Annotated in this window: 24 protein-coding genes and 2 pseudogenes; 12 read left to right on the forward strand and 14 right to left on the reverse strand. The window is 74.6% G+C overall.

Annotated elements, in window-relative coordinates:
- The first annotated feature begins 169 nt into the window (after positions 1 to 169).
- Complete coding sequence (locus QA634_RS02360) at positions 170 to 889, forward strand: GntR family transcriptional regulator (RefSeq protein WP_012330447.1); 720 nt, start codon at positions 170 to 172, stop codon at positions 887 to 889.
- 3 nt (positions 890 to 892) lie between these two features.
- Entirely contained in the window at positions 893 to 1,645 is a 753-nt protein-coding gene (locus QA634_RS02365; RefSeq protein WP_012330448.1) for an aspartate/glutamate racemase family protein, read from the forward strand.
- Positions 1,646 to 1,668: 23 nt separating this feature from the next.
- Here QA634_RS02365 and QA634_RS02370 read toward each other — a convergent pair whose 3' ends face one another.
- The 5 genes from QA634_RS02370 to QA634_RS02390 all read right to left on the reverse strand — a co-directional run bounded on the left by QA634_RS02370 (position 1,669) and on the right by QA634_RS02390 (position 5,833).
- Positions 1,669 to 2,202: a gamma carbonic anhydrase family protein gene (locus QA634_RS02370; RefSeq protein ID WP_012330449.1), complete on the reverse strand. Its 534-nt coding sequence runs from the start codon at positions 2,200 to 2,202 to the stop codon at positions 1,669 to 1,671.
- Positions 2,203 to 2,266: 64 nt separating this feature from the next.
- The gene (locus QA634_RS02375; protein ID WP_012330450.1) at positions 2,267 to 2,983 is read right to left on the reverse strand and encodes a di-trans,poly-cis-decaprenylcistransferase; all 717 of its coding nucleotides are present in this window, start codon (positions 2,981 to 2,983) and stop codon (positions 2,267 to 2,269) included.
- Positions 2,984 to 3,039: 56 nt separating this feature from the next.
- Positions 3,040 to 3,408, reverse strand: a complete 369-nt coding sequence (locus QA634_RS02380) for a transcriptional regulator (protein ID WP_415926898.1) — start codon at positions 3,406 to 3,408, stop codon at positions 3,040 to 3,042.
- Positions 3,395 to 4,015 carry a hypothetical protein gene (locus QA634_RS02385; protein ID WP_012330452.1) on the reverse strand — a complete coding sequence of 207 codons (621 nt, stop codon included), beginning with the start codon at positions 4,013 to 4,015 and terminating at the stop codon, positions 3,395 to 3,397. The genes QA634_RS02380 and QA634_RS02385 overlap by 14 nt, the downstream gene beginning before the upstream one ends.
- Before the next feature lie 315 nt (positions 4,016 to 4,330).
- Complete coding sequence (locus tag QA634_RS02390) at positions 4,331 to 5,833, reverse strand: response regulator (protein ID WP_050777456.1); 1,503 nt, start codon at positions 5,831 to 5,833, stop codon at positions 4,331 to 4,333.
- A 431-nt stretch (positions 5,834 to 6,264) separates the two neighbouring features.
- Between QA634_RS02390 and trxA the strand changes: the two genes are divergently transcribed.
- The gene (trxA, locus tag QA634_RS02395) at positions 6,265 to 6,588 is read left to right on the forward strand and encodes a thioredoxin (protein WP_012330454.1); all 324 of its coding nucleotides are present in this window, start codon (positions 6,265 to 6,267) and stop codon (positions 6,586 to 6,588) included.
- 123 nt (positions 6,589 to 6,711) lie between these two features.
- Here the strand turns inward: trxA and QA634_RS02400 are convergent, their stop codons facing one another.
- The 7 genes from QA634_RS02400 to QA634_RS02430 form a co-directional block, all read right to left on the reverse strand.
- Positions 6,712 to 7,620, reverse strand: a complete 909-nt coding sequence (locus tag QA634_RS02400) for an outer membrane protein (RefSeq protein WP_012330455.1) — start codon at positions 7,618 to 7,620, stop codon at positions 6,712 to 6,714.
- A gap of 331 nt (positions 7,621 to 7,951) precedes the next feature.
- Entirely contained in the window at positions 7,952 to 9,277 is a 1,326-nt protein-coding gene (locus QA634_RS02405; RefSeq protein WP_012330456.1) for a bifunctional folylpolyglutamate synthase/dihydrofolate synthase, read from the reverse strand.
- 336 nt (positions 9,278 to 9,613) lie between these two features.
- On the reverse strand, positions 9,614 to 10,525 hold the full coding sequence (gene accD, locus QA634_RS02410; protein WP_012330457.1) for an acetyl-CoA carboxylase, carboxyltransferase subunit beta: 912 nt from the start codon (positions 10,523 to 10,525) through the stop codon (positions 9,614 to 9,616).
- A gap of 110 nt (positions 10,526 to 10,635) precedes the next feature.
- Entirely contained in the window at positions 10,636 to 11,463 is an 828-nt protein-coding gene (gene trpA, locus QA634_RS02415) for a tryptophan synthase subunit alpha (protein WP_012330458.1), read from the reverse strand.
- A gap of 72 nt (positions 11,464 to 11,535) precedes the next feature.
- On the reverse strand, positions 11,536 to 12,537 hold the full coding sequence (locus QA634_RS02420) for an ABC transporter ATP-binding protein (RefSeq protein WP_012330459.1): 1,002 nt from the start codon (positions 12,535 to 12,537) through the stop codon (positions 11,536 to 11,538).
- Positions 12,538 to 12,543: 6 nt separating this feature from the next.
- Complete coding sequence (locus QA634_RS02425; protein WP_012330460.1) at positions 12,544 to 12,825, reverse strand: hypothetical protein; 282 nt, start codon at positions 12,823 to 12,825, stop codon at positions 12,544 to 12,546.
- Between the two features lie 149 nt (positions 12,826 to 12,974).
- Positions 12,975 to 13,829: a LysR family transcriptional regulator gene (locus QA634_RS02430; protein WP_012330461.1), complete on the reverse strand. Its 855-nt coding sequence runs from the start codon at positions 13,827 to 13,829 to the stop codon at positions 12,975 to 12,977.
- A 116-nt stretch (positions 13,830 to 13,945) separates the two neighbouring features.
- On the opposite strand from QA634_RS02430, the gene QA634_RS02435 reads away from it, so the two are divergent.
- The 8 genes and pseudogenes from QA634_RS02435 to QA634_RS02470 all read left to right on the forward strand — a co-directional run bounded on the left by QA634_RS02435 (position 13,946) and on the right by QA634_RS02470 (position 21,876).
- The gene (locus QA634_RS02435; RefSeq protein WP_012330462.1) at positions 13,946 to 14,578 is read left to right on the forward strand and encodes a cysteine hydrolase family protein; all 633 of its coding nucleotides are present in this window, start codon (positions 13,946 to 13,948) and stop codon (positions 14,576 to 14,578) included.
- Between the two features lie 221 nt (positions 14,579 to 14,799).
- Positions 14,800 to 15,471, forward strand: a complete 672-nt coding sequence (locus QA634_RS02440; protein ID WP_012330463.1) for an SCO family protein — start codon at positions 14,800 to 14,802, stop codon at positions 15,469 to 15,471.
- Positions 15,472 to 16,538: 1,067 nt separating this feature from the next.
- Positions 16,539 to 17,087 (forward strand): annotated as a pseudogene (locus QA634_RS02445) (galactose oxidase-like domain-containing protein); the annotation flags it as partial.
- A 296-nt stretch (positions 17,088 to 17,383) separates the two neighbouring features.
- Entirely contained in the window at positions 17,384 to 17,986 is a 603-nt protein-coding gene (locus QA634_RS02450) for a tectonin domain-containing protein (protein WP_283027209.1), read from the forward strand.
- 352 nt (positions 17,987 to 18,338) lie between these two features.
- Positions 18,339 to 18,683: a DUF2293 domain-containing protein gene (locus QA634_RS02455; RefSeq protein ID WP_012330465.1), complete on the forward strand. Its 345-nt coding sequence runs from the start codon at positions 18,339 to 18,341 to the stop codon at positions 18,681 to 18,683.
- Between the two features lie 79 nt (positions 18,684 to 18,762).
- Positions 18,763 to 20,955, forward strand: coding sequence for a primosomal protein N' (locus QA634_RS02460; RefSeq protein ID WP_012330466.1), 2,193 nt, complete (start codon positions 18,763 to 18,765; stop codon positions 20,953 to 20,955).
- A gap of 86 nt (positions 20,956 to 21,041) precedes the next feature.
- A pseudogene (locus tag QA634_RS35720) lies at positions 21,042 to 21,482 on the forward strand (cupin domain-containing protein); the annotation flags it as partial.
- A 244-nt stretch (positions 21,483 to 21,726) separates the two neighbouring features.
- Positions 21,727 to 21,876, forward strand: coding sequence for a helix-turn-helix domain-containing protein (locus QA634_RS02470; protein WP_018262767.1), 150 nt, complete (start codon positions 21,727 to 21,729; stop codon positions 21,874 to 21,876).
- 79 nt (positions 21,877 to 21,955) lie between these two features.
- On the opposite strand, the gene QA634_RS02475 is transcribed toward QA634_RS02470, so the two are convergent.
- Entirely contained in the window at positions 21,956 to 22,156 is a 201-nt protein-coding gene (locus QA634_RS02475; RefSeq protein ID WP_012330467.1) for a Trm112 family protein, read from the reverse strand.
- 461 nt (positions 22,157 to 22,617) lie between these two features.
- Between QA634_RS02475 and QA634_RS02480 the strand changes: the two genes are divergently transcribed.
- Complete coding sequence (locus QA634_RS02480) at positions 22,618 to 22,872, forward strand: hypothetical protein (RefSeq protein WP_236728813.1); 255 nt, start codon at positions 22,618 to 22,620, stop codon at positions 22,870 to 22,872.
- Positions 22,873 to 23,062: 190 nt separating this feature from the next.
- Here the strand turns inward: QA634_RS02480 and addA are convergent, their stop codons facing one another.
- Entirely contained in the window at positions 23,063 to 26,536 is a 3,474-nt protein-coding gene (gene addA / locus QA634_RS02485) for a double-strand break repair helicase AddA (protein ID WP_012330469.1), read from the reverse strand.
- Positions 26,537 to 26,725 lie beyond the last annotated feature (189 nt).

The raw sequence follows: 26,725 nt of genomic DNA on the forward strand, positions 1-26,725 counted from the left end.
GCTCCCGCAGGAGCCTGATCGGCTCCGCGGCCGGCCGCAACGGATTTTTCGGTCATTGCATGCAATTCGTGCTAAATGGCGGCGCAAGCGCCAGAACATGCCCGCAATTGATGCGCCCGCCCGGCCGGCGAGCCGCTATGCTCGGGCGTCACCCCGCGAGGTCCCCTCCATGGATCAGGTCCGGCGTCCGCGCGGACGCCCCCGCAAGCCCGCCCTCCTCGGCCCCGTCGCCGGGTCCGGCCGCCTCTCCCTGCACGAGCAGGCGGTGCGGCGGCTGCGCGCCATGATCGTCGAGGGGGCGCTCCCGGCCGGGGCGCCGCTGGTCGAGACCGAGCTGTCGGAGGCGCTCGGCGTGTCGCGCACGCCGCTCCGGGAGGCCGTGAAGCTCCTCGCCATGGAGGGCCTCGTGGAGCTGCGGCCCAACCGCTCGCCCCGCATCGCCGCCCTCGATCCGGAGGCGGTCCGGGCGCTGTTCGAGGCCCTGGCCTGGATCGAGCGGGCGGGGGCGGAGCTCGCGGCGCAGCGGATGGGGCGGGACGACCTCGACCGCTTGCAGGCGCTCCAGGCCGCGATCGAGGCGCATCACCGGAACGGGGAGATCGCCCCCTACTTCGCCGCCAACCACGCGACCCACGCGCTGATCGTGGCCTGCGCCGGCAACCCGCCCCTGCGCGAGGCCCACGAGGCGCTGCACGCCCGGGCCGAGATCGCCCGGCGGCGCGCCCTCGACAGCCACGGCCGCTGGAGCGAGTCGGTGGCGGAGCACCGGGCGATCCTGGCGGCGCTGGTGGCCCGCGACGGGCCCCGGGCCGGCCTGCTCCTCGCCGAGCACGTCTCCCATACGGGGGCGGCCCTGCTCGCCGCCCTGTCCCGCTCCGACGCGGCCTGAGCGATGCGCCTCCTCCTCCTCAACCCGAATACCAGCCGCGACGTCACGGCGCTGATGCGCGACACCGCCGCCGCCGCCGCGGCGCCCGGCACCGAGATCGTGGCCGCGACCGCGCCGCGGGGGGTGCCCTACATCGCCAACCGGGCCGAGGCGCAGATCGGCGGCGCCATCGCCCTCGAGATGCTGGCGGAGGCCGGGCCGGGGATCGACGCGGCGATCCTCGCGGCCTTCGGCGATCCGGGCCTGGTCGGCGCCCGCGAGCTGTTCGACATCCCGGTGATCGGGCTCGCCGAGGCCGCGATGCTGAGCGCCTGCCTGCTGGGCGGGCGCTTCGGCATCGTCACCTTCGCGCAGGGGCTGCTGCCCTGGTACCGCGACTGCGTCGCGATGCACGGGCTCTCGGCGCGCTGCGCCGCGATCCGGGCGATCGAGGGGCGCTTCGCCTCCCTGGCGGGGGTGCAGGCGGAGAAGGAGGACCAACTCGTGGCCCTGGCCGAGGCCGCGGTGCGCGAGGACGGCGCCGACGTGCTGATCTTCGCGGGCGCGCCGCTCTCGGGGCTCGGGCCGCGGGTGCGCGAGCGGGTCCCGGTGCCGGTGGTCGATCAGGTGGTGGCGGCCGTGAAGCTCGCCGAGGCCGCGGTGGCGCTGCGGCCCCGCAAGGCCGCGTCCGGCGCCCTCAGCCGCCCGCCCGCGAAGGAGAGTCGGGGCCTGCCGGAGGCGCTGGCGGCGCGGCTCGCCCACACCGATCGGGGCTGAGGCGGGGAGCGCCGCCGCCCCGCTCAGGGGTCGAGGCGCCGCAGCCCCGCCTCGTAGCGCCGGCCATTGGCGACGTAGCGCGCGGCGGCGAGGCGCAGTCCCTCGACCGCCTGCTCGTCGAGGCTGCGCACCGCCTTGGCGGGCGCGCCGACGATCAGGCTGTTGTCGGGGAATTCCTTGCCTTCGGTCACGAGGGCGTTCGCGCCGACGAGGCAGTTGCGGCCGATCCGGGCGCCGTTGAGCAGCGTCGCGCCCATGCCGACCAGGGAATTCGCACCCACGGTGCAGCCGTGCACGATGGCCCTGTGGCCGATCGTGACGTCCTCGCCGATCTCCAGGGGGAAGCCCGGATCCGTGTGGAGCACCACCCCGTCCTGGATGTTGCAGCGCGCCCCGAGGCGGATCGGCTCGTTGTCGCCGCGCAGCACCGCCGAGAACCAGATGCTCACGTCGAGGTCGATCTCCACCTGCCCGATCACCTGGGCATCGGGAGCGATCCAGACCCGGGCCGGGTCGGCGAGGCGGGGATGGTGGGCGTCGAGGGCGTAGAGCGGCATGGCAATCCCGATGGAGGCGGTCTCAGGGTCTTCTACCCCAGCCCGCCTCCCGCGCCACCTGCCCTCAGGCGGCGGCCGGGACCGTCCCGAGCCCCCCGAAGCGCCGCTCGCGCCGGGTGAAGTCGCGCAGGGCCGCCGCCAGGTCGTCCCCGCCGAAATCGGGCCACATCCGGTCGGTGAAATGCAGTTCCGCGTAGGCGCATTCCCAGAGCAGGAAGTCGGAGAGGCGCTTCTCGCCGCCCGAGCGGATCATCAGGTCCACGTCCGGCACCCCGCCGCTGAGCCGGCGCCCGAAGGCCTCCCGGCTCTCCGCCCCGACATCGGCACCGGGCGCGCCGGCGGCGGCCGCCAGGATCGCGTCGCGGGCCGAGTAATCGACCGCGATGCGCAGGTGCAGGCGCGCGCCCCCCGCGGTCTCGGCCTCCGCCCGCGCCAATGCCCCGGGCAGGCCCGCGGGCAGCCGGTCGCGGCGGCCGATCACGGTCAGGCGCGTGCCGGTGCGGGCGAGGCGCTCCGTCTCGCGCCGCAGGTAGCGGCGCAGGAGACCCATCAGCGCCGCCACCTCCGCGGGCGGCCGGCGCCAATTATCCGACGAGAAGGCGAAGAGCGTGAGCGTCCCCACGCCGAGATCGGGCGCGGCCTCCGCCACCCGGCGGATCGCCTCCACGCCCGCGCGGTGCCCGGCGCTGCGCGGCAGGCCCCGGGCCGTGGCCCAGCGCCCGTTCCCGTCCATGATCATCGCGACGTGGAGGCCGCCCCCCTGGGAACAAGAACTTTGCACGACAAAGTCTCCGGGCGATGCGTCTGAGGAGCGGGGAAGGACGGGAGGGCGCGCCCTCAGGGGCGCAGGGAACCGAAGGCCGCGGGCGCCTCGTCGAGCGCCTCGGCCGCGTCGCGGACCACCTGCTCCAGCACCGCGAGGTAGTCGAGGAAGCGGCGGCGCCCGCCCGGGGTGAGGCGGCAGACCGTCTGGGGCCGGTTCTGGGCGTACCCCTTGCGCAATTCCACCAGGCCCGCCTCCTGCAGCACCTGCAGGTGCCGGCTGAGATTGCCGTCCGTGAGGCCGCAGAGCTGCTTGAGGTCGGCGAAGAGGAGGCCGTCCGGGTGGGTGACCAGGGAGGTGAGCACGCTCAGCCGCGCCCGCTCGTGGATCACCCGGTCGAGGCCCTCGTAGGAGAAGCGTCCGCTCGGCTCAGACATCGGCATCCCGGCAGGTGAGATGGAGGATGAGGGCGAGGAGGACCTGCCCGATGCCGAAGGGCAGTCCCATCGCCCAGGGCGACAGGTCGCGGGTTCCGGCCGCCACGACCAGCCCCGCGAGCCCGGCGAGGAGGTACCACGCCCCCGCGAGCGAGACCGCCCGCGGCAGCGTCCGGGTCGCGGCGAACAGGCCGAGGCTGACGAAGACCTGCCAGAGCCCCGGCAGCAGCCAGAGGCTGTCGGGCGCGACCCGGACCAGCACCAGGGCGACCAGCGCGCCCGCCGCGAGGGCGGGCAGGAACTGCTCCACCGCCGAGCCGATCATCGCGTCCGCGAGGCCGGAATGCAGGCGCCGCGAGCGCGTCACCGCCTCGGCGCCGATCAGCGCCACGGCGAGCGCCGCGACCGCGATCCAGTACAGCAGGTAGGCGAGCGCCCCGACCGGCATCAGCCAGAGCGCCTGGAGCCCGGCGGCGAGGAGGGCGATCCCGCCCGTCGCGGCGATCGTCGCCGGGCCGAGGCCGCGGAAATGCGTGTCGCGGGCGATCTGGCTGCGAATCGCCACGATGTCGGCGAGGGCCCGGTCGAGGTCCCTGTCAGTCTGGTACGGCATCGAGGCGTCCCGCGAGCCCCCCGGCAGGGCTGCTTTGCAATGCAAAGTAGGGCCGATCGGCGGTCGGCGCAAGGGCTTCGGCGGCGCCCCGCGGGCACGGTTCGGGCTGCCCGGGCCGGGGGTGACGTGCGGCGGCGGGCGGCGCCGCGCGAGGCCGCGAAAAAGCCCCGCTGGCGGGGGCGCAGCGGGGCTGATCGGAGTGTCGCTCGTGAAAGCGGCGCCAATGCTACTCGGCCGCGTCGCCTTGTCCAGTCCGAACCGCCCGGCCTCACCCGAACGGATGAGCCGCGTCCCGGGGGCGGGGACCGGCGCCCGCTACCCCGCCGAGGAGGCGAGGGCCGCGCCGCCCGGGGGCCGCGCGCGCTCGCCCTCGAGCAGGGTCCAGTGGGCGATCACGGCGGTCAGCTCCGCCCGCTTGAAGGGCTTGGCGATGACGTCGTCCATGCCGGCCTCGCGGCAGGCCTCCAGGTGACGGGGCAGGATGTGGCCGGTCATGGCGACGATCGGGATCCGCCCCGAGGGCCCGCCCATCTGGCGGATCCGGCGCGTCGCGGTCAGGCCGTCCATGGCCGGCATCTGCACGTCCATCAGCACGAGGCGGTAGGGTGCGGAGCGGATCATCGCCACCGCCTCGACGCCGTTCGAGGCGGTGTCGACGGCGTAGCCCTCCTCCTCCAGGATCAGCCGCACGAGCTTCTGGTTCGCCGGGATGTCCTCGACCAGGAGGATGCGGGGAGCGGCCAGGAAGGGCTCGGGCTCCGGCGGGGCGGCGGCGGGCGCCGGCGCCACCGGCTCCAGGTCGAGGCGCACCCAGAAGGTCGACCCGTAGCCCTCGTGGCTCTCGAAGCCGATCTCCCCGCCCATCAGCGCCACCAGCCTGCGGCAGACCGCCAGGCCCAGGCCCTTGCTGCCGACCCGCGGAGGGTCGGGGCCGTCCTGCGACAGCAGCGTCGCCTGGCGCTCCGGCGGGATCCCCGGCCCGGTATCCTTGACCGCCAGGGTGACGCGCCCGCGCCGGCTCACCGCCTCCTCGCAGCGCAGGCTGACGCCGACCGCGCCGGCCGCCGTGAAGGCGACCGCATTGCCGAGGAGGTTGAGCAGGATCTGGCGCACCCGGTCCGCGTCGCCGCGCACGCGGGCGGGCACGTTCGGCGCGATCTCGACCGAGAGGCTGAGGGCCTTGGCCTCGGCGGCGGGCCTCACCATGGCGAGGCTCGTCTCCACGAGGGCGTGCAGGTCGAAGGGCTCGCTGCGCAGGGCGACCTTGCCGGCCTCGATGTTCGAGACGTCCACGACGTCGTTGACGAGCGAGAGCAGCGCGAAACCCGAGACCTGGATGATGTCGAGCCGGCGCCGATCCTCGGGCGAGCGGTCGGGATCGGCGAGGAGGAGATCGGTGAAGCCCAGGATGCTGCTGAGGGGCGTGCGGATCTCGTGGCTCACGCGGGCCAGGAAGGCGCTCTTGGCGGCGCTCGCCGCCTCGGCCGCGTCGCGCTCGCGGGTGCGGGCGGCGAGGTCGCGGTCGAGGCGGCGCAGGTCCTCCGGCGAGGGCAGCGCCGCGGCAGCGGCCAGGAACCGCCGCAGACAGGCGAGCAGCGGCAGCGCGGCGAGTGCGGCGAGAACCTTGGCCGGTGCCTCGATCCCGCCATCCGGGACCAGCGGCGTCCCCGGACTCCACGCCGTCCAGGCCTCGGCGAGCTGCGCCGCCGCGCAGGCGAGCAGGAAGGCGCCGATGCTCCAGGAGAGCACCCGGACCCTCAGGTCCGGACGCCTGGTCAGGACCAGCATCAGCCCGACCGCGAGCGAGAGAAAGCTCAACCCGAGGATTGCAGCCGCTGCCGTATGGGTCCAGATCAGTTCGGTCCGCACGGCAAGCAAATCCCACGCGAGTAACAGCGGTTGACCTCGCGCAATTCCTGCAGCGCATCCAGCATCAGGCTTTCCCCCAACCGACGTTATCCTCCGCAGGACGGATCTCATCGGGCCGCGAAGGGGGGATGAGCGGTCCGCAGAGACGTTGGCCCCGCGGTGAATTTTGACGATCCTCCTGCGGAAATCAACCTAAGCTTGCCTCATTTGATGGACTTTCGTCACGGCAAGGGCGGCCGGCGCCCGGATGTGCGACGGCGCACGGGGATCCCGGGCAAGCGTGGCCGTGCGCGCTTGATCGGGCCCTCCCGGCTTCCTACGTTGCGCGGACGCGGGATGAGGCCGGGTCTGCCGCGTCCCGGACAAACAAGGGTTTTGCGATGGCAACCGTGAAGGTGACCGACGCGAGCTTCAGGCAGGATGTCCTCGAAGCGTCCGAGCCCGTCGTCGTCGATTTCTGGGCCGAGTGGTGCGGTCCCTGCCGGGCGATCGGGCCGGCGCTTGAGGAGATCTCGAGCGAGATGCAGGGCCGGGTGAAGATCGCCAAGGTGAACGTGGACGAGAATCCCGGCATCGCCTCGGAATACGGCATCCGCTCGATCCCGACCCTGATGATCTTCAAGGACGGCAAGCTCGCCAGCCAGAAGGTCGGGGCGGCGCCGAAGGGCGACCTGTCGCGCTGGATCCAGTCCGCCAGCGCCTGATCGCGGCGCCCGCGCGATCCGCAGCGAGCCCGGCCGAGAGGCCGGGCTTCTTTTTCATGCCCCCTCAACGGAAAAGCCCGGCCGAGAGGCCGGGCTTCCCCGCAACCGGGCTGTCGCCCGATCCTACCAGGTACCGAACTTGTAGTTGAGGCCGGCGCGGACCACCGCGAACTCCGTGTTGCGGCGAGCGAGGTTGCCAACCGCCGGGAAGCCGGCGGTGTTGCTCAGGATGATGGAGTTCGGCAGGCCGGCGACGATCACGCCGGCGTTGTCGAACGCGTAGGCGCCGTTGCGGCGGTTCCGGTCGAGGTTCACGTAGAGACCTTCGACCTTCAGCGTCACTGCCGAGGACCGGAAGAAGTTCAGGAACGAGTCGGTGGGCAGCGCGTACTCGATGCCGCCGCCGGCCGTCCAGCCGGTCTGGAAATCGTCGGTGTTCGGCAGGCCGAAATTGGTACCGCCACCGCCGCCATAGGCGAAGCCGCCGGTCCCGTAGAACAGCACGCGGTCGAAGGCGTAGCCGAGGCGGCCGCGCACGGTGCCGAAGTAATCGAGCCCGGACAGGCCGCGCGGGTCGAACAGGCGCAGGCCGTTGGCGCCGTTGAACTGAGCGCCGGGCTGGTTCGGGATCGCGAACGAGAAGGCGTTGCGGTTGCGGCCGAAGTCGACGTACTGCGCGTCCGCCTCGATGCCGACCACGACGCCCGCGCCGGGCGTGAACTGGTAATTGTAGCCGATCTGGCCACCGCCGCTGAAGCCCTCGGTGTTGCGGTCGCCCGTCCAGCCGATGGCGAGGGCCGAGCCGGCCGGGCCGGCGACCACGCGCGGGTCGCGGGTCAGGACGATCACGTCAGGGTTGGTGCTGCTCGCGTCGAACCCGTAGCCCGCGTTGAAACCGGCGTAGAAGCCCGTCCAGGTGAAGACCGGAACCGGCGCAATCACCGGAGGAGCGACGCGGCGCGGCAGATCGGCCGCCGAAGCGGCCGCGGTCAGCGCAGTGAAAGCAGCAAACGCACTCAGAAGTCTCTTCATGATGGTCCCCAGCAGGTTCCCCGATCGGGAGACAAGCTAGACCATTCCGGCCGGGCCCGATGTAGCGCATGCGCCACAGGATCTCCCGAAAGCCACAACCCGGAGCATCAATCTCGCGGGCGAGCACGCGGGCGGCGGCGGCGCGGAAATCGTGAACGGCCGGAGAAGAACGGGTTTCTATTGACAGAGCGGAAGCGGGCGGGACCCGTTCTCATACGGGATCCGCTTGATCGAAGCGGATCCCGGATCCCAAGCCCGCGCGGCGCCTGAGCGACGCCGACATCCGCATTGCCGAAAGGGGAGATGGCGAAGCCATCAACCGGACATCGTATCAGACCGGTGGCGTCCCGTTCGCGGTCAGCACGGCGCCCGCGAGGTAGAGCGAGCCGCAGATCAGCACGCGCGGCGGCGCCTCCCAGGCCCGGTCCTGCAGGGCCACGAGGGCCGCCTCGATGCTCGGAGCGGTTGTGGCAGGCAGGCCGACCGAGGCCGCGATGGCGGCGACCTCCTCGGCGGGCCGCGCGGCGAGCTGCCCGCTGATCGGCACGGCCACGACCGCGCGGGCGAGCCCGACGAAGTTCTTCAGGAACCCCTCCGCGTCCTTGGTGCCGAGGAGCCCGGTGACGAGGACGAGGGGCGCGTCGCCGCGCTCCTGCAGGTCCGCCATCGCGGCCGCCAGGATGCGCCCGCCATCGACGTTGTGGCCGCCGTCGAGCCAGAGCTCGCTGCCGGCCGGCATCAGGCCGGGCAGGCGCCCGCGCCCGAGCCGCTGCAGGCGCCCCGGCCAATCGACCTGGCTGAGGCCGGCCTCGAAGGCGGCGGTGCCGAGATCGCCGAATCCCGCCGCCCGCAGCGCCGCGATGGCGGTGCCCGCGTTGACGATCTGGTGGCGCCCGGCGAGGCGCGGGCGCGGCAGGTCGAGCAGCCCCTCCTCGTCCTGGTAGACGAGGCGCCCGCGCTCCTCGTGCACCGAGAAATCCTGGTTGCCGACCAGGACGGGCGCGGCCCGCAGCGCCTCCGCGCGGGCGCAGAGCACCCGGTCGGCCTCGGCGTAATCCTGCGGCGCGATCACGGCCGGGCAGCCGCGCTTGAAGATGCCGGCCTTCTCCCCCGCCACCGCCTCGACGGTATCGCCGAGATATTCCGCGTGGTCGCGCCCGATCGGCGTCACCACGGCGGCGGCCGGCCGGTCGATCACGTTGGTGGCGTCGACGCGGCCCCCCAGGCCGACCTCCAGCAGGAGCACGTCGGCCGGGCACTCGGCGAAGAGCAGGAGGGCCGCCGCCGTGGTGATCTCGAACACCGTGATCGGCTCGCCCGCATTGGCCGCCTCGCAGCGGGCGAAGGCGTCCGCGAGGCGGTCCTCCGCCACGAAGCGCCCGCCGCCGACCTGGCCCAGGCGGATGCGCTCGTGGAAGCGCACGAGGTGGGGCGAGGTGTAGACGTGGACCGAGAGGCCGCCCGCCTCCAGGATCGCCCGCATGGTGGCGATGGTCGAGCCCTTGCCGTTGGTGCCGGCCACGTGGATGACCGGCGGCAGGCGCCGCTCGGGATGGCCGAGGGCGGCGAGCAGGCGCTCGATGCGCCCGAGCGACAGGTCGATCGTGCGCGGGTGCAGGGCCAGGAATCGCGCCATCAGCGCGTCGGAGGACTCCATCGGGCGACCGTCTCGTGTGGCGGGGCGTCGGGTCTCGCTATCGGCCCGATCGCCGGTCAGGTCCAGACCCGGATCGCGTCCGGGCCGTCCCGCCTCGCTGCGCGCGACGGCCGGACGCTCGATCGGGACCCGCACGACGCTCACCGGCCGAAGGGATCGGGCGCGCGAGGTGATCAGACTTGTCGAAGGCCAGCAAGCCCGACTTGATGGCATGGGTCCGCGATCGGGTCCGCGATCGGGTCCGCGATCGGCCGGCTGCGCGGCGGATCTCCCGGGCCGCGCCGCGCGCCGGGTCGGCCCGCGCGGGTGCGGCGCGCGCCGCGGCGGCGGGGTCGCTCAGGCCGGGACCGGCTGCGCGGCCGCGGAGGCCGGCGCGGGCGTCGCCGCCGGCGCCTGCATCAGCAGGCCGCAGAGCCGGGCCACCGTCGCCTTCAGGTCGCGCCGGTGCACGACCTGATCGATCATCCCGTGCTCGCGCAGGTACTCGGCCCGCTGGAACCCGTCCGGCAGCTTCTCGCGGATCGTCTGCTCGATGACCCGCGGCCCGGCGAAGCCGATCAGCGCGCCGGGCTCGGCGAGGTGGACGTCCCCGAGCATGGCGTAGGAGGCGGTGACGCCCCCGGTCGTCGGATTCGTGAGCACCACGATGTAGGGCAGCCGGGCGCGGTTGAGGCGGCGCACCGCCACGGTGGTGCGCGGCATCTGCATCAGCGACAGGATGCCCTCCTGCATCCGGGCGCCGCCGGAGGCCGCGAACAGCACGTAGGGCGTGCGCTTGTCGAGGGCCGTCTCGGCCCCGCGCACGAAGGCCTCGCCGGCCGCCATGCCGAGCGAGCCGCCCATGAAGCCGAAATCCTGCACCGCCAGGGTCATCGGCAGGCCGCCGACGCGGCCGAACCCGACCTTGAACGCGTCCGCCATCCCGGTCTTGGCCCGGGCGTCCTTGAGCCGGTCGACGTAGCGCTTCTCGTCGCGGAACTTCAGGGGATCGACCGGCGCCTCGGGCAGCGGCACGTCGAGCCAGGTGCCCTGGTCGAACATCATCTTCAGCCGCTGCTGGGCGCTCATCCGCAGGTGGTGCTCGGAGCCCGGTATCACGAAGTCGTGGGCCTCCACCTCCTTGTGGAAGACCATCTGCCCGGTCTCAGGGCACTTCACCCAGAGGTTCTCGGGCGTCTCGCGCTTGAACAGGGTCTTGATCCGGGGCCGGACGACCTCCGTGATCCAGTTCATGGTCTCGACCTTCATAGGCTGTCTCCGGTCGGGCCCGCGCATCATGCGCCGAAGCGACGGCCGCTCCGGCGGGACACACGATGCGCGGGCGAATCCCTCGGCGGAATGGCCTCGTCCCGTTCCGCTCAGCGGGCGGCGGCGCGCACGCCCGCGGCGAGGTCGCGCACCAGCGCCGAGACCGCCGCGACGCTGCCCGAGGTGGCGCGCCCGTCGAGGTCGAGGGAGCGCGCGAGCGCGTCGACCAGGGCCGAGCCGACCACGACGCCGTCCGCGCCGCGGGCGATCGCGGCGGCGTGCGCCCCGGTCTTGACGCCGAACCCGACCACCACCGGGAGTGCGGTCCTGGCGCGGATGCGCGCCACCGCCGCCTCGACCTGGCCGAAATCCGGCGTCGCCGACCCGGTGATGCCGGTGATCGAGACGTAGTAGACGAAGCCCGAGGTGTTCGCCAGGACGGCGGGCAGGCGGCGCTCGTCCGTGGTCGGGGTGGCGAGCCGGATGAAGGCGAGCCCCGCCTCCTGGGTCGGCAGGCAGAGCTCGTCGTCCTCCTCCGGGGGCAGGTCGACGACGATGAGCCCGTCGACCCCCGCCGCGACCGCGTCCGCGAGGAAGCGCGCGACGCCGTAAATGTAGAGGGGGTTGTAGTACCCCATCAGGATCACCGGCGTGGTCCGGTTCTCGGCCCGGAACCGGCGCACGAGGGCGAGGGTGCCGGACACGGTCTGGCCCGCCTTCAGCGCCCTCAGGCCCGCCGCCTGGATCGCCGGGCCGTCCGCCATCGGGTCGGTGAAGGGCAGGCCGAATTCCACGATGTCGGCGCCCGCCTCGGGCAGCGCGCGCAGCACCTGGAGCGAGGTCTCGGGGTCCGGATCGCCCGCCATCACGTAGGTGACGAGGGCGGCGCGTCCCTCCGCGCGGCAGCGGGCGAAGGTGTCGTCGAGGCGGGTCGTCATGGCTGTCCTCAGGGCCGTCCGGGGGCGGCGCGGCGGGCCGCCCGGGGGCGTCTCGCCCGCCGCGCTACACCATCAGGGGGGAGAGGTGAAGCCACCGGCCGAATCGGCCGCAGCGGCGCGCAGGGAGGAGAGCGTCACCACGCCGCCCTCCGCGAGCCCCACCGCCTCGTCCGTCCCGGCGACCAGCGCCGAGAGCGCGTCCCGCAGGGAGGCCTGCGGCGGCAGCGAGGCAAGCGGCGGCAGCGAGGCAAGCGGCGGCAGCGAGGCAAGCGGCGGCAGCGAGGCACGCGGCGGCGGGCCGGCCGTCCGGGCGGCGGCGGCCGGGATCAGGGCGAGGCGGCGCAGCCAGCGGTCGGCGCCGACGAACTCCTCCGCGAAGGGATCGGCGGGCCTGGCGAGCAGGCGCTCGGGCGGGTCGACCTGCACGAGGCGGCCCTCCCGCATCAGGGCGACGCGGTCGCCCATGCGCAGGGCCTCGTCGATGTCGTGGGTGACGAACAGCACGGTCTTGCCGAGGCGCCGCAGGATGGCGCCGATCTCCGCCTGCAGGCGCCCGCGCACGAGCGGGTCCACCGCCCCGAAGGGCTCGTCCATCAAAAGCACGGGTGGGTCGGCGGCGAGCGCCCGGGCGACGCCGACCCGCTGGCGCTGGCCGCCCGAGAGGGAATCGGGCCGCCGGTCGCGGAACGTGGCGGGGTCGAGCCCGACGAGGTCGAGCATGGCATCCACCCGCTCGGCGATCCGGCGCCGGGGCCATCCGAGCAGGCCCGGCACCGTGGCGACGTTCTGCGCCACGCTGCGATGGGGGAACAGCCCGACGCCCTGGAGCACGTAGCCGGTGCGCCGCCGCAGCCCGATCGGGTCGAGCTCGGCCACGTCGCGCCCGCCGACCCGGACGCGCCCCGTGCTCGGGGTCACGAGGCGGTTGACCATCCGCAGGGTCGTCGACTTGCCGCAGCCCGAGGGGCCGATCAGCACGCAGGTGGTCCCCTCCTCGACGGCGAGGTCGAGCCGGTCGACGACCGGCCGGGCATGGCCCGGATAGGCCTTGCCGGCGCCCTCGAAGCGGATCATCCGGGCTCAGCAGCCCGAGCAGATCGAGCCGAGGGTGCGCTTCATCTTGGCGTCCCAGGCCTTGTCGCGGGCCGCGGCCTTGCGGGCCGAATCCTCCGGGCTCGGCAGCGCGGCGCTCCCGGCCTCGGGCTTGCCGCCGACCGTGTCGGGCCGCGGCTGGCGGTGGCCCCGCACGCCGGGCGCCGGCTGGGCGAGGCCGGGCGGGCTTGTCGGGTCCGGCTGCTGGGCGGCCGCGAGGTCCGGCAGGATGGCGAGCCCGAGGATGGCCGGGGCGAGGAGCATGCGCATGGGGTTCGTCTTCGATGCTGGAGAGAGCGGAAACCGGACGTGCCGCGAACCGGACGTGCCGCAGACCGGACTTGCGGCCGATCCTAGCGGCCCGCGGGGCGGCGGGCCACCCGTTCGGCGCCGCGCGGCGCCGGGCGCCTCCCGCGCGCTCACGGCGGGCCGTCGGCCGGGGGCGGGAGCAGGCCCTCGATCCACGACGCCACCGCCCGCACCAGGGGCTGGCCCTCGTCCTCCGGGTGGCCGATCAGGAAGATCGGGCGGCTCACGGCGGGTGCGAGGCGCCGGAGCGCCGGATCGCGGCCCGCCATGATCTCCGGCAGGACGGCGCGCACGCCGCCGGCCCGGGTCAGGCGCAGCAGCGTCTCCAGCCGCGAGACGCGGTGGCGCGGCCCGGCCCGGCCGGCGGCGCGCTCGGCGAAGCGGACCTCGGGCAGGTGCGCCAGCGCCCCGTCGAGGGCGGCCCAGGGCAGCCGCTCGGGCGCGCCCTCCCCGGCCGCGGCGAAGACCGCGTAATCGAGCCGCCCGACCGGCCGGGCGGCCGCCGCGCCCCGCGCGGGCGGCCCGAGGCGCAGGGCGAGATCCGCCTCGCGCCGGGTCAGGCTGAGGTTGCGGTCCTCCGCGATCAGGTCGAGCCCCAGGGCGGGCCGCGCGGCGAGGAGGCGCGGCACGGCGGGCGCCAGGAGGTGGTCGCAGAGCACCGCGACCGCGGTGACCCGGACCGGGCGCCATCCGGGCCCGGGCGCCTCGTCCGACGCGGCCTCGCCGGCGACCTCCCGCAGCGCCCGCTCGGCGGCTTCGAGCCGCGGCATCAGGGCGAGGCAGGTCCGGGTCGGGACGAGCAGGCCGCCCTCCCGGGCGAGGAGCGGCCGGCCGAGCGCCGCCTCCAGGCGCCGCACCCGCCGCCCCGCCGTGGTCGCGTCGATGCCGAGCCGGCCGGCCGCGGCGGAGAGCCGGCCGGTCCGCGCCACGGCGAGCAGGGTCTGCCACGCGTCCCAGCTCTCCATCGCGTCCTCCCGGGCTGCATTCCCGCAGGTTCGAGCACGGCTCTCGCCGCTCGCCAAGCGCCGATGCCGATGCGAGTCCGGGGGCGGCGCGGCGCGCGCCGCCGGAGATCGAAGCCATGCACGAACCCAGAACCCTTTTGCAGCTCGCGGGCGCGACGCCGACGCCCGCGCGGATCGCGCGGGCGGTCCTCGTGGTCATCGACGCCCAGGGCGAGTACGCGGACGGCGCCCTGCCCCTCGACGGATTCGGGCCCGCCCTCGCGGCGGTCCGCGCGCTCCTCGCGGCGGCCCGGGAGGCGGGCGCGCCGGTCGTGCACGTCGCCCATCGCGGGCGGGACGGCGGCCTGTTCGACCGCGGCGGCCCCGGGGGCGCCATCGTGCCCGAGGCGCTGCCCCGGCCCGGCGAGCCGGTGATCGAGAAGACGCTGCCGAACGCCTTCGCCGGAACCGACCTCGCGGCGCGGCTGCGGGATCTCGGGCGGACCGACCTCGTGCTCGCGGGCTTCATGACCCACAATTGCGTGAGCGCGACCGCGCGGGCGGCGCTCGACCTCGGCTACCGGGTCACGGTCGCGGGCGACGCCACCGCGACCCGGGCCCTGCCCGACCCGCTCGGGGGTCCGCCCCTCCCGGCCGAGGCGGTGCAGCGGGCCGCCCTCGCGGCGCTCGCGGACCGCACCGCGGTCGTCGCGCCGGCGCGGGAGATCGTCGCGCCCGCGCCGGGGATCCTGGGCGCCGACGCCCGCTGATCGCCCGGCGCGCCGGGCGGGAGCCCGAAACGGGAAGATCGGCCGCCGCGACGCCCGCCTCCGACCCATCGCGGAACAATTCGCCTGCGAGGCGTCCCGATCCGGCAAAGTCATCTGAAAATTAACGCTGACTCGACGGCCCCGATCTGCGACTTTGACCGACAGTCATCTCAGCTACTATCTTAGGGGAAAGGAAGTTTCACGAAGGCGAATTGTTCACCATGGCGACACCTCGCGCAGTCCGGATCGGCGCCCTCCTGCTCGGACTGGTCGCCCTGGCGGGGTCGGTGCCGGCGGCCCCCGGCGGGGCGCTCGGGCCGGAAGGCGGTCGACCGAGCGCGATCGAGGATCTCGTCTGGCCGGACGCGCCGGGGACCCGGATCCGGCGGGACCAGTCCGGTCGCCCCCTCACCCCCGAGACCCTGCGCGACAAGGTGGCGGTGGTCGGCTTCGTGAGCACGCAATGCCCGATCACCTGCGTGGTCCTCGCCCGCGAGCTCGACGCGCTCGCCGGGGCCCTGCCGCCCTCCCTGCGCGACAGGGTCGTCATCGTCGCCGTGACGGTGGACCCGGCCCGCGACGACGTGGCGGCCCTGCGGCGCTTCGGCGAGGGCATGGGGATCGACCCCGGCCGCGTGCGGCTCGTCACCAGCGACCCGGCCGCCACGGCCCATCAGGCGGCGCTGCTGCGCTATCCGGCGGACCGGCTCCCGCTGCCGCCGCCGCGCCTCCTCGTCTTCGACCGGCGGGGCGACCTCGCGATGATCTACGGCACCGAGCCGGTCGACCGCCCGCGCCTCCTCACCGACCTCGCCCTCCTCGAACGCTTCGAGGCCGGCATCCACGCGCCGCCGCGGCCGGACGGCGCGCCGCTCCCCGCCTCCAACCCGTGACCACGAAGGACACCGAGATGACCCGCAGGCTCCCGCTGGCGGCGCAGCGTGCGCGCCGGCTCCTCCTCGCCACGACGATCCTGGGGGCGCTGCCCGCCTTCCCGGCCCTGGCCGCCCAGTTCGGCGTCGTGGTGAATCCGGTGCAGGACCCGCTCTTCGCCAACCTCGCCATCCCGGATTCCGCCCCCGCGACCGGGATGTGGTCGGCCGTCCAGGCGTGGCCGCTCAACGCGATCAGCACGGCCCTGCTGCCGAACGGCAAGCTCGTCAGCTGGGGCACGCCGGTGAACGCGCCGGGCACGCAGGACGGCCACAGCTTCGCGATCTGGGACCCCTACCAGGGCTTCGCGCCGGGGAGCCACACGATCCTGCCCGGTGTGCTGAACGTCAACAGCTTCTGCGGCACCCAGGCCCTGCAGGCGGACGGGTCGCTGCTCGTCTCGGGCGGCATCTTCGACAACGGCAACGACAAGGGCAGCGCCGTCGTCAACACGGGAGCGACCGGGGTCTCGGCGCTCGGCGCGCGGCTCGCCGCCGATCGCTACTACGCCACGATGATCACCCTGGCGGACGGGCAGAAGCTGATCATGGGCGGCGCCTATCCGTACGCCAGCGGCTGGGGCGACCCGAACGGGAGCATCGCCAAGGGCCTGATGAGCGGGATGACGCCCGAGATCTACAACCCGGCCACCGGCTGGCGCAGCCTGTTCGGCGCCAACAGCCGCGACGCGTTCGGCCCCGACTTCAATCGCTGGTGGTATCCCCGTGCCTGGGTCGCGCCGAACGGCAAGGTGTTCGGGATCACCAGCGACCGGATGTGGTTTCTCGATCCGACCGGGAACGGGTCGGTCTGGGCGATGCCGTTCCGCGCCCCGCAGCGGTCCGTCACCGTCGCGACCGACGCTCCCAATGTCGGGCCGAACTCCACGGCCGTGATGTACGACGCCGGCAAGATCCTGCAGGTCGGCGGAAATTCCTACGACAACGGGACCGGGTTCCTGGCGAGCAGCCGCGCGACGATGATCGACATCAACGGGAACGCGCCCATCGCCAACGACATCGCACCGATGAATATCGGCCGCTCCTGGGCCAACGCGACGGTTCTGCCGACCGGGACGGTCGCCGTCACCGGCGGCAGCAAGTCCGTCGACGCGGCCGGGGGCGACACGGTGCTCGAGGCCGAGCTGTGGGACCCCCGGACCGGGCAGTGGACGCTCGGCCCGCGCGCCGCGATCTATCGCGGCTACCATTCGAGCGCGGTGCTCCTGCAGAGCGGCGCCGTCCTGACCTCGGGCGGCGGCGCGCCGGGCCCGGTCTCGAACCAGAATTCCGAAGTCTACTACCCGCCCTACCTGTTCACGACCGTGAACGGCAAGGCCGCCCTGGCGCCTCGGCCTCAGATCGTCAGCCTGAACACGGTCAGCCTGGCGCATGGGCAGAGCCTGCAATTCGAGTTCACCTCCGCGAACGGCCTCGCCCAGGTCGCGCTGCTCGGCCTCAGCCAGGGCACGCACAGCTTCAACACCGGCCAGCGGCGCAGCCTGCTGACCTTCACGCAGGCCGGTCAGGTCGCGACCGTGCAGGCGCCGGCCACCCCGGCGCTCGCGCCGCCGGGCTATTACCAGATCGTGGCGATCGACCAGAAGGGCGTGCCCTCGCCGGGCGTGATCATCGCCCTCGGCAGCGGCGTCGCCCCGCCCGCCCCCGCAGGTCGCGGCCCCGGTCGGCAACGTCGCGCAGGGCGGCGTGACGCCCCCGCCGCCTCCGCCGCCTGCGCCCCCTCTGCCGCCCCCGCGCCGCCCCCGCGCCGCCCCCTGCACCGCCGCCGCCGCCTCCGGCGCCCACCGATCTCTGGCTGCCGATCGGCAACACGGCCAAGCGCATCGCGGTCGGCCGCGACGGCACCCTGGTCATGCTCAACGCGGTCGACGGCAGCCTCTCGAAATACGCCCCGGACAAAACCTGGGTCAAACTGGCCGGCAACTTCAAGGATGTGGCGGTCGTCGACGCCAACAGCATCTACGGCATCCAGATGGACGGCGTCATCGTCCGCTTCAACGGGCAGACCTGGCGGCGGGTCGGCTACGGCGGCAAGACGATCAGCGCCTCGGCCGACGGCACGATCGTGATCGTGAACATCCTCAACGAGATCTGGAAGAAGTACGGCGACAACGATCAGGAGGCCTGGGGCCAGATTCCCGGAAAGGCGCAGCGCGTCGCGGCGATGAACGCCAACAGCTTCTGGTCGGTCGGCCTGGACGGGGACGTGTACCGCGCCGATCAGACGGGGAAGTGGGTCCTCGTAGGGTCCAACGCGGTCGACATCGCCGCTTCGCCGGACGGCAGCGTGGCGGTGATCAACTCGGACGTCGGCGTGCTCTGGCGCAAGTTCGGCGACGACACCGTCGAAGCCTGGGGCTGGGTGAAGACCCCGGGGCCGGCTCAGGCGGTCGCCGTCCCGAACGGGCAGCACGCCTTCGTGATCGGACGCGACGGCGTCATCTACCGCCAGTGAGACGCTGCCCGGACGTGATCGTCCGGACAGCGTCTGAGAAGCCCGCGCGGCGCGTGAGCGAAGCTGAAATCCGCATGGCGACGCAATCCGTCGGATCTCGTACGACAAGCCCGCGCGGCGCGTGAGCGACGCCGACCTCCGCATCGCGACGCAATCCGTCGGATGTCGGATGACGGATCCCGCCGCGCCCCGTCCCGGGGCGCGGCGCCCGCCCTCTCCGCCCCGCCGGCTCCCTCCCGGCGGGGCTTCGCGCTCGCGGGCCGCCCCGGCGCGGCCCGCCCCGGCCGAGAGGCCGCGGCCCGCGCAGCCGCCGGGCCTTGTGGTAGGAGAGCGCCAGCCGCAGGAGAGCCGCATGCCCGGACGCCGCCCCGATCCCGCGCCGCGCCAGGTGCCGACCCGCCGCGAGAGGATCGCGCAGGCCGTCGCCCGGCTCGCCCCGCGCCTGCCCGCCTTCGAGGCCGAGGCGATCCTCGACCGGGCCCTGGCGAGCCCCGGCCTGCGCGGCGCCGCCCCCGAGAACGCCGCCTGGCTCGGGATGGTGGCCTATGCCCGCCACGTCTTCACCGAGTACGACGCGCTCCTGGCGGAGGGCTACGATCAGGACAGCGCCCGCCACTTCGTCCTCGACGATCTTAACGCCGTCCTCGCCGGCTGGGGCGTGCGGCGGCGGATCGGCGAGGAGGCGGAGGAGGCGTGAGGATCCGGCGAAACCGCGCCGGCCTCCCTATATTCCGGTTTCGTTCTCCGCCTCCTGCCCCGGAGCCCCGTCCCGCGCGATGAGTGCCGCGATCGCCGACGTCCTGATCCCGCTCGCCCTCGACACGGCCTACAGCTACGCCGTGCCGGACGGCCTCACCCTGGCCGAGGGCGACGTGGTCCAGATCCCCCTCGGGCCCCGCGAGACGGTCGGGGTGGTCTGGTCGCTGCGCGAGAGCGCCTCGGGCGGCAACCTGCGGCGGGTCACCGGCAAGATCGCGGATGACGGCATGCGCACGCCCCTGCGCCGGCTGGTCGACTGGATCGCCCGCTACACCCTGGCCCCGAAGGGCTCGGCCCTCGCCATGGCGCTGCGCCTGCCCGAGGAGGGTCCCCGCGGCGAGACCGCCCGGATCGGGGTGCGCGCGACCGGGATGCCGCCGAGCCGGGTGACGCCGGCCCGCACCAAGGTGCTGGCGGTGGCCGCCGACGGGGCGGTGCGGGGCAAGCGGGCGCTCAGCCTGGAGGCGGGCGTCAGCGCGAGCGTGGTCGATGGGCTGATCGACGACGGCGTGCTGGAGACGGTGGCGCTCGCCCCCGAGCGGGTCGCCGAGCCGCCCGACCCGGACCACCCGCACGCGGCCTTGTCGGAGGCGCAGGCCGAGGCCGCCCGCGCGCTGATCGCCAGCCTGACCGCGCCGCCCCGCACGGGCGGTCCGGCCGGGGACGGGGGCGTGACGCTCCTCGAAGGCGTCACCGGCTCGGGCAAGACGGAGGTGTATTTCGAGGCGGTGGCGGAGGCGGTGCGCCGGGGCGTGCAATCCCTGGTGCTGATGCCCGAGATCGCCCTCACCGCCCAGTTCCTCGACCGCTTCGCGGCCCGCTTCGGCGCGCGGCCGGCGGCGTGGCATTCCGGCGTCGGCGGGCGGCGGCGCGAGCGCATCCGCGCGGGCGTGGCGGCGGGCGAGATCCCGGTCGTGGTCGGCGCCCGCTCCGCCCTGTTCCTGCCGTTCCGGAGCCTCGGCCTGATCGTCGTCGACGAGGAGCACGAGGCCGCCTACAAGCAGGAGGACGGGGTCTGCTACCACGCCCGCGACATGGCGGTGGTCCGCGCCAAGCTCGAGAACGCCGCCCTGGTGCTCGCCTCGGCCACGCCCTCGATCGAGACCCGGGTCAACGCCCAGCGCGGCCGCTACCGCCGCGTGGTCCTGCCCGAGCGCTTCGGCGGCCGGCGCCTGCCGGAGATCCGGGCGATCGACATGCGCCGGGAGCAGATCCCGCGCGGGCGCTACCTCTCCCCGACCCTGACCGCTGCCATCGCGGAGACGAACGGCAGGGGCGAGCAGGCCCTCCTGTTCCTCAACCGGCGGGGCTATGCGCCCCTCACCCTCTGCCGGGCCTGCGGGCACCGCTACCAATGCCCGAACTGCTCGACCTGGCTCGTGGAGCACCGCTTCCGCCGCGCCCTCGTCTGCCACCATTGCGGGCACGCGGAGCGGCGGCCCGAGGCCTGCGTGGCCTGCGGCACCTTCGACACCCTCGCGGCCTGCGGGCCGGGCGTCGAGCGCATCGCCGAGGAGGTCGCGGCGACCTTCCCCGAGCGGCGGGTGATCGTGCTGTCGAGCGACTTCCCGGGCGGGGCCGAGCGCCTGCGGGCGGAGCTGCAGACCGTGGCGGAGGGCGGCTGCGACATCGTCGTGGGCACGCAGCTCGTCGCCAAGGGCCACAATTTCCCGCACCTGACGCTGGTGGGCGTGCTCGACGCCGATATCGGCCTCGCCTCGGGCGATCCGCGGGCGGCGGAGCGCACCTTCCAGCTCCTGCAGCAGGTGACGGGCCGGGCCGGCCGCGGCGAGAAGCCGGGCCGCGCCCTCGTCCAGACCTACCAGGCGGAGCATCCGGTGATCGCCGCCCTGATCTCGGGCGATGCGGAGCGCTTCTACGAGGAGGAGACGGCCGCCCGCTCCATGGCGGGGCTGCCGCCCTTCGGCCGGCTCGCCGCCCTGATCGTGTCGGCGGCCGAGCGCGAGGCGGCGGAGGCGCATGGCCGGGCGCTCGCCCAGGTCGCGGAGCCGCCGCCCGGCGTGATGGTGCTCGGGCCCGCGGAGGCGCCCCTCGCCCTGGTGCGCGGGCGCCACCGCTTCCGGCTGCTGGTCAAGGCCGAGCGCGAGGTCGACATCCAGAGCTACCTGCGCGACTGGCTCGCCCGCGGCCCGAAGCCCCGCGGCAGCGTGCGGGTCGGCATCGACGTCGACCCGCAGAGCTTCCTGTAATCGGGGCGGCTCGGCCGCGCCAGGCAGAGTTGGGCGGGGCACCTCCGCTCCACTCTTGTTCTTGAATCCTCTTCGCCGCCGAACCGGTGACCCCTTCGGCACCGGCCGGTCCCGGCCGGCGGGATGATGTCATCCGACATCCGGTTGATGGCTTCGCCATCTCCGATTTCGGCCATGCGGATGTCGGCTTCGCTCGGGCGCCGCGCTCGGGCGCCGCGCGGGCTTGTGATCCGGGACCCGCTTTGATCAAGCGGATCCCGGATCAGGGCAGGTCCACCCTGGTCAGTTCGGCCGAGAGCGCCCAGAGCCGCTCGGCCTCCCGCGGCGACCGCTTCGCCTTCGCGGGAGAACCCGCCGGGATGCTGCTCCGCGACCTGCCGGCCCTGCTGCACGTGCGCGAGGCCACCGCCCAGGCGGCGGTGCTGCGCTGGGCGCTGGAGCTGTTCGCGGACGAACTGCAACGGCCCCGGCCGGGCGGCGCGCTCATGGCCGACCGGCTCGCGCAGGTCATGCTGGTCCAGGTGCTGCGCCTCTTCCTCGCCGCCGAGCCCGGGAGCCGGACCGGCGAGCCCGAAAGCCGGACCGGATGGCTGCGGGCGCTGGCCGACCCGCAGCTCGCCCGGGCGATCGGGGCGATGCACGCCGCGCCCGGACGGCGCTGGACGGTGGCGGACCTCGCTGCGGTCGCCCGCATGTCGCGGTCGAGCTTCGCCGACCGCTTTCCGCCGCACGGTCGGCCAGCCGCCCCTCGCCTACCTGGCGGGCTGGCGCATGGCCCTCGCGGCCGACCGCCTGCGGCGGACGAGCCAGAGCCTCGCCGCCATCGCGGCCGCGCTCGGCTCCGCGTCCGAGGCGGCCTTCCGCACGCAATTCCGACGCCGGATGGGCTGCACGCCGGGCCGCTATCGCCGACGGGGATGACCATCCGCCGCCCCGGCGCGAGGCACGCGGCGCCCGCGCCGGCAGGGAGGGCCGGGATCGCCAGATGCGCGGCCCGGACTCACTCGGCGAGCGGGCGGGCCTCCTCGGGCAGCATGATCGGGATCCCGTCGCGGATCGGGTAAGCGAGCTTGGCCGAGCGGCTGATCAGCTCCTGGCGGGCGGAATCGTATTCGAGCCGGCCCTTGGTGAGCGGGCAGACCAGCAATTCCAGCAGCTTCGGGTCGATGCGGGTCGGTTCGACGGAGGGCGTATCGGCCATGGCGGGATCCTCTGAGGCTCGTCGCGCACTCCTAAGCGGAGTCGGGCGGGCAGGCCACCGCTTCGTCCGCCGAGAGATCCGCCGCGGGCTCCCGGCGGCGCGGGACCCGGCGCGGCCCCCGCCCCGCCGCTCCGCATCTTCCGAGCATGGCCCGAGCATTGGCGCGGGACCCTCGCCCGACACGGGCCGAGTCCGCCTTCCTCGTCGGAATCCACGCGAGAATACCTGCGGATGAGCGCGGCCGCCTTCATCCGGCCCTTGCATTGCAGCATTGTTTGGGGGCATGACAAGCGGACGCTCTCCTTAGGGAACATTCATCACGGAGGGTCGCCGCCGCTGCCCTCCGTCTTTCCGAGGCGACATCCAGCATGGGCCTTCAGACCATTCGTCCTTTCAGCGTGATCCGCGACATCGCCGCGACCGACGCGCCCGCGCGGCGGGGTCATGCCGCAGATTCTCCCGTGGAGATCCGGGGGCCCGCCTCGTCCGAATACTGGACGATCCCGTCCGGACTCGATGTCGCCGAGGCCCGCGAGGCCGATCCGCCGCGCCTGACCGAGGCGACGACTTCCCCGCTCGGGACGGTCGCGGCGGCCGGTCTCGACGCGCGGGAGGCGGCGCTCACGGCCGCGCGGGTGCGGGACGCCCTGTCCAGCGAGCGCCTGCCGATCGGCAACACGGCGCCGCAGAACCTGCGCACGCTGTTTCGCGTCTGATCCGCTGTCCGGACGATCACGTCCGGACAGCGCCTGATCCGGGATCCGCTTGATCGAAGCGGATCCCGGATCCCAAGCCTGCGCGGCGCCTGAGCGACGCCGACATCCGCATGGCCGAAATGGGAGATGGCGACGCAATCCGTCGGATGGCGGATGATCCCGCCCGCAGGGCGGGCCGCGGCCCGCCGTCTCAGGCGGGACGAAGCGCCGCCAGCGCCGCCGCGCACTCGGCCCCGCTCAGGCGCCGGATCACCGGACCGGCCGTCCAGACGAGGAGCGGGATCACGGCGCGGTCCGGATGGATCCGGGCGAGCAAAGCCGCGTAGAGCGCCACCTGCGCGGCCATCCCGCCCGGGACCGGGGCGCCCTCGGCGGGCGGACGGCCGGTCTTGAAGTCGCAGAGCCAGACCGCCTCCTCGGTCACGGCGAGCCGGTCGATCCGGCCGTGAACCGGCCATTCCACGCCGCCCAGGCTCACCGTCCCGGCGAGCGCCACCTCGGCCCGGGCCAGGGGTCCGAACAGCACCGAGAGGTCGGGATCGGCGAGGAGGCGCAGGACCGAAGTCGCGAGCGCCTCCCGCTCCGCCGCCGGGAGGCCCGGCGCGCGAGCCGCCACGAAGGCGCGCGCCGCCGCCGCGCGCCGCTCCGGCGCCAGGGCCGGCAGGTGCTCCAGCAGGGCGTGGATCAGCACGCCGCGGCGGCGCGCCGCCGGGTCGCCGGAGCGCGGCTGCGACCGGCGCGGCTCGTCGGCGGCGCCGAGGCCGGACGGGCGCAGCGGCGGAAGCGGCTCGGCCTCGGGCGCGACCGGGCGGAAGAGCCAGTCCGGCCGCTCCCCGGGCGGCGCCGGCGGCACCGCCGTGGCCGGGGCGGCCGGCAGCGCGGCCCCGTGCCGCCACGTCTCGGCCGGCCCGTAGGGCATCTCGGCCCGCTCGACGCCGCCGAAGGCCGCCACGAGGCCGCGTCGGACCATCTCGCACCAGGATTCCGGGGTCTCCCGGTCGCGGCCGCGATAGGGGGCGATGACGAGGCGGTCCTTGGCCCGGGTCATCGCCACGTAGAGCAGGCGGTTGTGCTCCTGGCGCGCCCGCTCGTGCAGGGCCTCGCGGGCCGCCGCGCCCGCCGGGCAATCATGTCCCTTGGAGGGCGACCAGACCGGCACCGTCCCGTCGGCGACGCCGCCCGCGCCGCGGACCGGGACGGGCAGGAGCGGCGGGTCGTTGCGGCCGAGGGGCTCGCAGCCGTCGATCAGCACGAGGAGGCCCGCCTCCAGGCCCTTGGCGCCGTGCACGGTCATCACCCGCACCTCGTCGCGGGCCGATTCGAGGTCGCGCTTGACCGTGTGCCCGCCCGCGTCGCGCCCGCCGCTCGGGGCGTAGCGCGAGAGGAAACCCGTGAGGGAGGGCGCGTCCGCCCCCTGCTCGGCCTGGGCCGCCGCGGTGAGGAAGACGTCGATGGCGTCCCCGGCCTCGCCCCCCAGCCGGGCGACGAGGCGCGCCCGCCCGCCCAGGGGCCCGAGCAGGTCCGCGTAGAAGCCGAAGGGGCCGCTCTCCTGCGCGAGGCGCCGCCAGGTGGCGAGCGCCGCCGCGCCCCGCAACGCCGCCGGGTCCCCCGCGCCCGCGTGCCGCGCCAGCGCCGCGGCGAGGGATTCCTCGGGCGCGCGCCGGGCCGCGAGCCGCACGAGGTCGTCGTCCGTGAGGCCGACCAGGGGAGTCTTGAGGGCGCAGGCCAGCGTCAGGTCGTCGTCGGGCAGGAGCGCCGCGCGGCCGGCCGCGACGAGGTCCATGACGGCGATGTGGGCCGCGATGTCGAGCCGGTCCTGGCCGGCCACCGGCACGTCCTCGGCCTTGAGCGCCCGGATCACCCCCTCGAAGGCCGCCGAGCGCTTGCGGACCAGGATCAGGATCTCGCCCGGTCGCCAGATCCGGCCGTGCTCGTCGCCCTCCCGCGTCCAGTGCCGCACCGCGCGGGCGACCCGCCGCGCCACCACTAGGGCCGGCGCCCCGGCCTCGACGGCGTCGACCGGCTGGACCCAGGCGTCGGGTTCCGGCTCCTCGCAGGGCTCCTCGGTCGGCCACAATTCCACCTGCCCGGGCGCGCCGACCCGCACCGTCTCGTGCACGGTGCCGATCGCCCCGTCGCCGAAGGACAGGCCGCGGTAATGCTCGGCGAGGGCGAAGGTGGCGTCGACCCCGCGCAGCACGCCCTTGGCCGAGCGGAAGGAGAGCGTGAGCCCGACATCCTCGAAGGCGAGCCCGGCCCCGCGCGCGGCCCGGCGCCACGCCTGCCGGGTCGTCTCGAACTCCTCGGGCGCCGCCCCCTGGAAGCTGTAGATCGACTGCTTCGGGTCGCCCACGGCGAAGCGGGTGCGCGGCAGGGGGCCGCGGCGCGCGCCCTCGCCGGCGCAGAAATCCTCGGTGATCCGGCGCAGGATCTCCCATTGCTCGGGATTGGTGTCCTGCGCCTCGTCGATCAGCACGTGGTCGACGCCGCGGTCGAGCTTGTAGAGCACCCAGGCCGAATCGACCCGGGTCAGCAGGTCGAGGGTCTTGTGGATCAGGTCGTCGAAGTCGAGGGCGCCGAGGCGGGCCTTCTGGGCCTCGACCCGCCGGTGGATCTCGGCCGCGAGGGTGAACAGGGCGGCGGTGCGCTCCTGCGCGCGGGCGGCCTTCAGCCGCTCGCGCAGGCGCCCGAGCCGGGCCTGCTCGTCGAGGAGCAGCCGCCTCACCGCCTCCGGCACCGCCTTGGTGCCGAGGCTCGCCGGGGCGTAGGGGTCGCCCTCCCCCTCGTCCTTGAAGAACGCCGCGAGGTAGAGCGGCAGGTCCTGCGGCTCCTCCGCCGCCGCGGCGCGCGCGAGCGCGTCGGCCCGCTTCTCGTCCGTGGCCTTGCCGGTGCGGAGCTGAGCGGCGAGCCCGGCCCAGTCGGCGGGGGCGCCCTCCCGCATCCGCGCCTCGATCGTCCCGACCGCCTCGTCCGGGGCGAGGCCGAGCGCCTCGCGCAGGCGCTCCAGGCGCGCCGGCAGGCCCTGCGGGTGGAGGAGGACGGCGCGGGCGCGCACCGCCTCGCCGATCGCCCGGCGCAGGGCCTCGCCCGCCGCCTCGGGCGCGACCCGGGCGAGGGCCTGGGCGAGGTCCGGGCGGGTGCCGTCCACCGCGTCCGCCAGCACGTTGTCGATCGTGCGGTCCACCGCCTCGCGGGTCTGGGCCTCGTCGAGGACGACGAAGCGGGCCGGCACATTCGCCTCGAACGGGACGAGGTGGAGGAGCCGCTCGCAGAGCGCGTGCAGCGTCTCGATCTTGAGGCCGCCCGGCGTCTCGACCGCGCGGGCGAAGAGGCGCCGCGCCCGGCGCAGGGTCGCGGGGTCGGGCCGCTCGCCCTCGAGGGCGGTGAGTTCGGCGCGCAACGCCTCCTCCGGCAGGGTCACCCAGCGCCCGAGCCGCTCGAAGACGCGGATCGCCATGTTGGCGGCCGCCGCCTTGGTGAAGGTGAGGCAGAGGATCTTGGCCGGCGGCGCCCCGTGCAGCAGGAGCCGCACGACCCGGTCGGTGAGCACCTTGGTCTTGCCGGCCCCCGCATTGGCCGACACCCAGGCGGAGGCGCGCGGATCCGCGGCGCGGCGCTGCGCGGTCTGCGTGACCGCATCGACCACGAATCCCTCGATCCCCATCACGTCCCCGCCCCTCGGCGCCCCTCGGCCGCCCGCCGGCTCGGCCCTTCACGCCTGCCGGGAGCTTGGCCCTTCATGCCTGCCGGGGGCTTGCGCGGGGTCAAGGAAGCGGGAAGCGGCGACGCTTATGCACAGGCAATGCCGCCGCACGGGCCGCGCCGAAGCGGCGCGGTGCCGCGTTGCAATTTA

Source organism: Methylobacterium sp. CB376 (assembly GCF_029714205.1).
GTDB lineage: Bacteria > Pseudomonadota > Alphaproteobacteria > Rhizobiales > Beijerinckiaceae > Methylobacterium.

Bases quoted from the DNA above. Each gene is read 5' to 3' on its own strand.
- QA634_RS02435 (WP_012330462.1), top strand. From the start codon at position 13,946: ATGCACGAACCCAGAACCCTTTTGCAGCTCGCGGGCGCGACGCCGACG.
- QA634_RS02440 (WP_012330463.1), top strand. From the start codon at position 14,800: ATGGCGACACCTCGCGCAGTCCGGATCGGCGCCCTCCTGCTCGGACTG.
- QA634_RS02365 (WP_012330448.1), top strand. From the start codon at position 893: ATGCGCCTCCTCCTCCTCAACCCGAATACCAGCCGCGACGTCACGGCG.
- addA (WP_012330469.1), bottom strand. From the start codon at position 26,536: ATGGGGATCGAGGGATTCGTGGTCGATGCGGTCACGCAGACCGCGCAG.
- QA634_RS02455 (WP_012330465.1), top strand. From the start codon at position 18,339: ATGCCCGGACGCCGCCCCGATCCCGCGCCGCGCCAGGTGCCGACCCGC.
- trpA (WP_012330458.1), bottom strand. From the start codon at position 11,463: ATGACGACCCGCCTCGACGACACCTTCGCCCGCTGCCGCGCGGAGGGA.
- trxA (WP_012330454.1), top strand. From the start codon at position 6,265: ATGGCAACCGTGAAGGTGACCGACGCGAGCTTCAGGCAGGATGTCCTC.
- QA634_RS02370 (WP_012330449.1), bottom strand. From the start codon at position 2,202: ATGCCGCTCTACGCCCTCGACGCCCACCATCCCCGCCTCGCCGACCCG.
- QA634_RS02460 (WP_012330466.1), top strand. From the start codon at position 18,763: ATGAGTGCCGCGATCGCCGACGTCCTGATCCCGCTCGCCCTCGACACG.
- QA634_RS02385 (WP_012330452.1), bottom strand. From the start codon at position 4,015: ATGCCGTACCAGACTGACAGGGACCTCGACCGGGCCCTCGCCGACATC.
- QA634_RS02450 (WP_283027209.1), top strand. From the start codon at position 17,384: ATGCTCAACGCGGTCGACGGCAGCCTCTCGAAATACGCCCCGGACAAA.
- QA634_RS02475 (WP_012330467.1), bottom strand. From the start codon at position 22,156: ATGGCCGATACGCCCTCCGTCGAACCGACCCGCATCGACCCGAAGCTG.
- QA634_RS02405 (WP_012330456.1), bottom strand. From the start codon at position 9,277: ATGGAGTCCTCCGACGCGCTGATGGCGCGATTCCTGGCCCTGCACCCG.
- QA634_RS02380 (WP_415926898.1), bottom strand. From the start codon at position 3,408: ATGCCGATGTCTGAGCCGAGCGGACGCTTCTCCTACGAGGGCCTCGAC.
- QA634_RS02420 (WP_012330459.1), bottom strand. From the start codon at position 12,537: ATGATCCGCTTCGAGGGCGCCGGCAAGGCCTATCCGGGCCATGCCCGG.
- QA634_RS02425 (WP_012330460.1), bottom strand. From the start codon at position 12,825: ATGCGCATGCTCCTCGCCCCGGCCATCCTCGGGCTCGCCATCCTGCCG.
- QA634_RS02430 (WP_012330461.1), bottom strand. From the start codon at position 13,829: ATGGAGAGCTGGGACGCGTGGCAGACCCTGCTCGCCGTGGCGCGGACC.
- QA634_RS02400 (WP_012330455.1), bottom strand. From the start codon at position 7,620: ATGAAGAGACTTCTGAGTGCGTTTGCTGCTTTCACTGCGCTGACCGCG.
- QA634_RS02470 (WP_018262767.1), top strand. From the start codon at position 21,727: ATGGCCCTCGCGGCCGACCGCCTGCGGCGGACGAGCCAGAGCCTCGCC.
- QA634_RS02360 (WP_012330447.1), top strand. From the start codon at position 170: ATGGATCAGGTCCGGCGTCCGCGCGGACGCCCCCGCAAGCCCGCCCTC.
- accD (WP_012330457.1), bottom strand. From the start codon at position 10,525: ATGAAGGTCGAGACCATGAACTGGATCACGGAGGTCGTCCGGCCCCGG.